The organism is Promineifilum sp. (SeqCode), from assembly GCF_041918635.1.
GTDB lineage: Bacteria > Chloroflexota > Anaerolineae > Promineifilales > Promineifilaceae > Promineifilum.
In genome coordinates this window covers 1-6697 of the sequence record NZ_JAYRVJ010000712.1, presented here as the reverse complement: position 1 = coordinate 6697, position 6697 = coordinate 1, and the positions used below count along the sequence as shown (strand labels likewise).

The 6697-nt window shown below is 64.9% G+C and carries 6 protein-coding genes and 1 pseudogene; 3 read left to right on the top strand and 4 right to left on the bottom strand.

Going from position 1 to position 6697, the window contains the following annotated elements; translation table 11 throughout:
* Positions 1-831 (top strand): hypothetical protein (locus ACE3UY_RS20845; protein WP_374689401.1); only part of this gene is annotated, 831 nt, incomplete at its 5' end.
* Here ACE3UY_RS20845 and ACE3UY_RS20840 read toward each other — a convergent pair.
* From ACE3UY_RS20840 to ACE3UY_RS20825, 4 genes are all read right to left on the bottom strand, one after another.
* Entirely contained in the window at positions 828-2507 is a 1680-nt protein-coding gene (locus ACE3UY_RS20840; RefSeq protein ID WP_374689400.1) for a serine/threonine protein kinase, read from the bottom strand. The genes ACE3UY_RS20845 and ACE3UY_RS20840 overlap by 4 nt on opposite strands.
* 40 nt (positions 2508-2547) lie before the next feature.
* On the bottom strand, positions 2548-3456 hold the full coding sequence (locus ACE3UY_RS20835) for an endonuclease/exonuclease/phosphatase family protein (protein WP_374689399.1): 909 nt from the start codon (positions 3454-3456) through the stop codon (positions 2548-2550).
* A gap of 170 nt (positions 3457-3626) precedes the next feature.
* Complete coding sequence (locus ACE3UY_RS20830; RefSeq protein WP_374689398.1) at positions 3627-3773, bottom strand: hypothetical protein; 147 nt, start codon at positions 3771-3773, stop codon at positions 3627-3629.
* Between the two features lie 33 nt (positions 3774-3806).
* Entirely contained in the window at positions 3807-4772 is a 966-nt protein-coding gene (locus ACE3UY_RS20825; RefSeq protein WP_374689397.1) for a magnesium transporter CorA family protein, read from the bottom strand.
* Positions 4773-4928: 156 nt separating this feature from the next.
* On the opposite strand from ACE3UY_RS20825, the gene ACE3UY_RS20820 reads away from it, so the two are divergent.
* A complete protein-coding gene (locus ACE3UY_RS20820; protein WP_374689396.1) occupies positions 4929-6059 on the top strand; it encodes a hypothetical protein in 1131 nt (376 codons plus the stop codon).
* A 107-nt stretch (positions 6060-6166) separates the two neighbouring features.
* A pseudogene (locus tag ACE3UY_RS20815) lies at positions 6167-6697 on the top strand (methylmalonyl Co-A mutase-associated GTPase MeaB); the annotation flags it as partial.

Sequence of the window (6697 nt, the reverse complement as noted above, 5' to 3'; positions counted from 1 at the left end):
CCTCTGCTAGAATTACGCCCTATGATCCGCAATCCGATCCGCAATCCACGCCGACAACTCGCTCTCCTGCTGTCCCTGACGCTGCTCTTAACCCTTGCTGCTTGCGGCGGAAATAGTGAGGCGGACGCGCCGCCGGCCGCCACTCAGGCCATCGCTGCCACGGCTCCCGGCGCCGATGCGCCCACAGCCATTCCCTCCCCCAGCCCCATGCTAACCCCCTTCCCCGCCCCCGGGGAGGACACCAGCCGCGCCGAGGGCGACCCGACCATCCCCACGCGCACGCCCACGCCCGACCCCGCCGCGCCGGCGCCTACGGCCAGCGTCGCCGCGCCGGAGGCGGCCGTCCTGCCCGCGCCGGTCTGCAACGGCCTGACGCCCGACAATCCCGAAGGGCCCTACTACACACCCGACACGCCGGAGCGCGCCTCGCTGCTGGAGGCGGGTATGCCCGGCGAACGCTTCGTTGTCTCCGGCTACGTCCTCGGCCCCGACTGCGCGCCCATCCCCGACGCGTGGCTCGACTTCTGGCACGCCGACGCCGCCGGCCAGTACGACAACAGCGGCTACCGGCTGCGCGGCCACCAGTTCACCGACGCCAACGGCCGCTATACCCTGGAAACGGTCTTCCCCGGCCTCTACCCCGGCCGCACGCGCCACATCCACGTCAAGGTCATGGCCCCCGGCGGCCCCATCCTGACCACCCAACTCTATTTCCCCGATGAGCCGCAAAACGCGACCGATGGACTTTATCGCCCAGAGCTTGAGATGACCGTCACACAGGGGAGCGAGGGCCGGACGGGCGTGTTCGACTTCGTGGTGACGCTGCCTTAGTAACGCTGCCACGTGCCGTCATCGAAGAAGACAAAGAGACCGCTGTCGGTGTTGAGCATGAAGCCGCGCTCGAAGTTCTGCTGTGAGCCGCTGTAGCCGCGCTCACATTCCTGCGCGTTACCCAAGCCGTTCCGGATGGCCGGGACTTCGCACCACATCGTGCCGAAACCGCGGCGCGGCGTCGGCGGGCACTGGGGCGGCGTATTCGCATCAGTACAGGCGTACTCCGGGCTGCCTTCAACATAGGGAGCGTGCTGGAAAACGCGCCACGTCCCGTTGTCGAAGGCCACGAGGGCTTGGCCGGCATCAATGGCGTCACTACGCCAAAACATCATACCCAACTCAAAGCGCTCCTCCGCACCGGAGTGACCTATCGGCTGTCCTACTGCGCACCCGATGCGCTCCTGAGCCGCCGACCGCGCGCCCTCAAAAGGGGCGGCCACAGCCGCACAAGCTGGGGTCGGAGGCAGCGTGGCTGATGGAAATGGCGTAGGCAGCAGTGTGGCGGTTGGTGGTGGGCTAGTGGCTGTCGGCGCAACCGTGTCCACGACGGTGGGGACCGCCGTCTCCGACGAGCTTTGCGTCTTAGTGGGTATAGTGGTGGTCGTTGACGCAGTGGTAGCCGTCACCAGGGAAGCTGCCATAGGCGTGTCTGGGGCAACCTCGGTTGCGGCCGACCCCGTGCCGGGTTCAACGTCGTCGCTTGGCGTGCTCCCTCGATTAGCCAGTAAGAACCAGCCTGCCAGCACTGCCAACAGCAACGCGGCCACTACGCCGATAATCAGTCCGCGATTGACTCGCTGTCCGCCCGAAGCGGTTGCCGATTGCACCGCCAATGGCGCCGCGACCAACATCCGGCCCGCATCGCTGCTGAGCGGTTGGGTCGTCAGCGCCGCCTTCAACGCTGCCGCATTCTGGAATCGACCTTCTGTAGGCAGAGCCATCGCCATCAGCACGGCTTGTTCCACCGTCGGGCTGATCCGCGCCTCGATCAGTCGGGGCGGCGTTAGCGTCTCGCCTACCATACGTTTGACGCTCTCCGGCGGCGCGCTGCCGGTCAGCAAGTGATAGAGCGTCGCGCCCAGGGCGTAGATATCCGACCGCGCGTCGGTCGAACCGCCGCCATACTGTTCTGGTGGGCTATAACCAGGCGTGACCGCCCGCGCCCCAAGCGTCGTCTTGGCTTCCGCATCATAGACCTTGGAGATGCCGAAATCCACGAGCACAGCGCGTCCATCCTGGGTGATACGGATGTTGGCCGGCTTAATGTCGCGGTGGATGATCGGCTGCGGACGATTATGCAGGTAAGCCAACGCGTCGCAAACCTGGACTACCCAGTTGAGTGCCTGGTCTTCAGGCAAGCGCCTAAGCCGATCCAGCATTGACTCCAGGTCTTCACCTTCGACGTAGTCCATCACCAAATACTGACCCTGGTTGGAAAGAAAGAAGTGGTCGGTGACACGCGGTAAGTTGGGGTGAGACAGATGGGCCAGCATCGTCGCCTCCCGCTCGAACTGCTGCCGCGCTTCTGGCGAGGCGTCGCTATTCTCCTTGAGAGCGACCGTCTTCTTCAGATTGAGATCCCAAGCGCGATACACCGCCCCCATGCCGCCCTGGCCGAGCAACTGGACGATTCGGTAGCGACTACTGAGCACATCCCCTGTGGCAAGCGGCATGATGTCCCTCCTTGGTTTCACTGCCTGACAAACCGCGCGCCTACTGCTTTTCCAACCTCACCCACACCGGATAATGATCGCTCGCCGACACGCCGAGCAGGACGCCCGACCCGGCCACGTTGAAGCCGCGGGCGAAGACGTGATCGGGCGCGGCGACGCGCAGGCCGTAGCGCTTGATCGTTGGCCCATTGCCGGCCGAGCCGTGGAGCAACTCGCCGTCGGCGAAACGCGCGGCCAGCGCCGACACGCCCCGCCCGGTCATGATGTTGAAGTCGCCGCCGACAACCACCGCACCCGCGTCCTCCGGCACGTCGGCCACCAGCGCCGCCACCTGCTCCTGCCGCAGCGCCGGCGGCGCGGTGGCGATCTCCAGGTGAGCCGAGTAGGCCAGCACCTCCAACTCGCCAATCTGCACCACGGCCCGCGTCGCCGTCCGCTGCTGGCCGGTCAGCGGGTGCAAGCCGGGCAGGATGACCTTGCGCGGCTCGACGATGGGCCAGCGGGCCAGAATGGCGTTACCGAAGTCGTCGCCATCGTGGGCCACCGAGGACGGATAGTAGACGTAGTTGTAGCCCAACTCCCGCGCCAGCCTCTCGACGCCAGGCGCGTCCATCTCCTGCAACAGGACGATGCCGGCTTCCGGCAGCGGCGCTATCGTTCGGAACGCCTTGATCGTCTCATCAATCGCCTCGCCGTATTGCACGTTATAGGACACGACGACCAACTCGTTCGGAGTGGCGGGCGCGGCGGGCACGTGCTCGCCGGTATAGAGCGGGCCGTCCGGCTCTGCGTAGTTGGTGAACTGGCGCACAAAGCGCCGGGTCAGGCCGCTCCGGCCCACACTGCCTTCCGCCATCGTCAACATCTCCAATCCGGCCGAGGGGATCGCCGCCGGCACGCAACTGACCAACGCCGCCAAGAATAGCGGTAGAGTGAACGAGCGCAACACTGGCCCAACGCCGAAAAATCTGCGTAATCTGCGAAATCTGCGGATTCTTCCTCTCTCCCTCTTCATCCCCACCCCTGCCACGCATCCGCCGCCACCCACAGTTCCAATACCAACGTCACCGCCACCACAACGGCGACGATGTCCGCCCGATAGCCAGCGCGAACCATCGGCTAAACCCACAGCGGGACGCCTGCCGCCGCCAGCGTCACGCCCCACCGCCACTGGAAGAACGCCGCAGCCGGCACCGCGGCGATCAGGGCGCTATAGACCATCACCGGCCAGCCAGAGTTCTCAGCGAGCGACGAGGTCAGTGTCATGCTGCCGGATACGATGCTTGCAAATCTGTGAATTCAATTCTTATCTGGTTGCCGCCAATGGAACGACAGCCAGCCGCGCCGATGGAACCACCACGCCACGACCGCCGCGATGCACACGGCCAGGATGAGGATGACGATGAACATCCGCTCGAACGACTCGCCCGGCAGGGAGACGTTCATGCCGTAGACCGACGACACCAGCGTCGGCAGCGCCAGGACGATCGTCACCGCCGCCAGGAACTTCATGACCACGTTCAGGTTGTTGGAGATGAGCGAGGTGTAGGCGTCGGCCATCTCCCCCAGCACGGTCAGCATCGTGTCGGCCATGTAGAACCCCTGCCGATACTCGACGCGCACGTCCTTGAACATCTCCCTGTCCTCCGACCGCCAGCTGAAACCGGTCTTATCCTGCAAATGCTGAACCATCTGGTCGTTCCACTCCAAACCCGTCTTCATGTAGACCAGGCTCTTCTCGTAGCGCAGTAGTTCGAGCATCTCGCTGTTCTCAATAGAGTCCTTCAAGCGGTCTTCGACATCCTCCAGCCGCTTGTCGATCTCCTCCAGATAGAGCAGGAACCAGTTCGCCACGACGCTCAGGATAGCCAGGATCATGCGGTTGGTGCGGTGGGTGTGCAATTCCCCTTCATCGTAGTTGTAATTCAGGTCGCGGACGAAATCGATGGGGTGACGGCAGATGGTGATGAAGTGGTCGGGCGTGACGACCATGCCCAGCGGCACGGTGCGATAGGGCACGCGATCCTGCGTGCCGAAGTCATAGGGCGCGCGCACGATGACCATGTGCGTGTTATTCTTCGAGTCCGAACGCGCCACCTCGCGCTGGTCGAGCGCAGCCTTCAGGAACGTCTCCGGCAAGGCGATCACCTTACATAGGTGCGCGATCTCCTCGTCACTAGGGTTCTCGATGTGGATCCATGTCCCCGGATCATACGTCTCGACCGGCTGTAAGCCCCACTGTCCGTCGCGGTAGATACTAATCATCCCTTCGCCTCACCTGTTCGACTCGCACGAGTATAGACGCGGCCGGCGCGCGCGCCAAAGAGGGATTAACGTCTCTTAACCCTGCCTCCCCGCCCGAATTGCCCTATAATCAAAGAATCTGCTCAATCTGGGAAATCTGCGGATGATTCTTCTTCGATGGCACAACAAGATCTAGCCGCTCACCAATCCGTCCTCGACCTCGTCTGGAACCAACTGCCGGAGCGCCAGAACGGCTCGTCCTCCACTTGGTGGTTCTTCCTGCTCTTCCCGGAGGGGCCGGAGGGGTATGGCCCGCGCCAGCTGATGTTCACCATCGCCGCCCGCGCCGGCCGGCGCATCCGCATCAATGACGTGTGGCTGCCCGGCCTCGACCGGCGGCGGCCGCTGGCTGAAGGTCTCGACCGCTTCGACGCCATGTCGGTCGGCTGGTATGCCGACGATCAGAGCCACGAATACCTGCTGCGCGCTGCTGGGCCGGCGGTCATGGACGCGCGCGATGGCTTCCTGCGCTGCGACGGCCCCGACGAGCACGGCATGGAATTTCGCCGCTCGGCCACGGAGCCAGTTGGTCTGGCCGCGACCATCTGCGCGCCCGGCGGTGAATCGACATTCGAGACGTGGGGCGCGCTCGACTCGCCCACGTCGTCGCCGGTCATCTCCATGGACATCACCACGCCCTTCGGCGGCACGCACTACATCGCCTGGCGGCGGCTCAACTTCCGCGGACGCTTCCAGTTGCCCACCGGCCCGGAGACGCTACAAGGAGTCGGCTTCTTCCAGCGCGTATGCCTGAACATCCCCGTCTTCCCCTGGAAGTGGATCTGGGCCGTCTTCCCCGATCAAACGCTCTTCACCGCCTACGTGCCCTATCTGGGCCTCAACCTGTTTCGCAAGGGGTATCGCTTCTTCCGCAACAACCGGCTGGAACAGGCGACACTCTCCATCGCTCAGTCGGCCATGTGGATCCCACCCGGTGCGGGCGAACCGGTGCGCTTCAACCGCATGGCGGCCACGCCCGTCCTCGGCCGCGGCCCCCACCCGCACTTCCAGATCGAGGCCCGCAACGACGCCGGCGACCACCTATCCTTCCTGGCCGCGCCTTATGGCCTGTCGCGTTTCTACATCGACCGGCCGATCCTGGGCCGGCTCGAATCGCACTGGAACTACAACGAGTACCTCTTCCGTATGGAGGCGCTTGACGGCCGCGTCGCCGGCCACCCCGTCACCCGCCAGACCCACGGCCAGGCGTATGGCAGTTTGGAGTATACGTATGGGGTGGGGCTGTAAGAAGCTCACGCAAAGAACGCCAGGTGAACCAAGGACGCAAAGAAGATGCCCTTTGCGCGCTTGGCCCTCTTGGCGTTCTTTGCGTCAGCTTCCTTCCATCAACCGCCATGACCTCATCTAACGACTCGACACCCCGCCGCCCCGAATGGGCCCCCGAAGACGCCGACGAGGGCTTCGCCACCCACGTCATGCCCGGCGTGACCGGAGGCCACGATGGCCTGCGGCGCGAAGAGACCGGCGCGGACGCCGGCGCGCCGCCCGCCGGATCGCCGCCATCCCGGCGACCGCTAACCGTAGACGAATACGTCACCGGCGTCCTGGCCGGCGACCGCGCCGTGCTGGCCCGCGCCATCACCCTCGTCGAGAGCAACGCCCCGGCCCACTTCGAACTGGCCCAGGAGGTGTTGCGTCGTCTGCTGCCCCACAGCGGCCGGGCTATGCGCGTCGGCATCACCGGCGTGCCCGGCGCGGGCAAGAGCAGCCTCATCGAGGCCCTGGGCGTGTGGCTGATCCGCGACGGCCACCGGGTCGCCGTGCTGGCTGTGGATCCCAGCAGCAGCCTGTCGCGCGGCAGCATCCTGGGCGACAAGACGCGCATGGAGCAATTGAGCCGCGAGCCTGACGCCTTCATTCGCCCT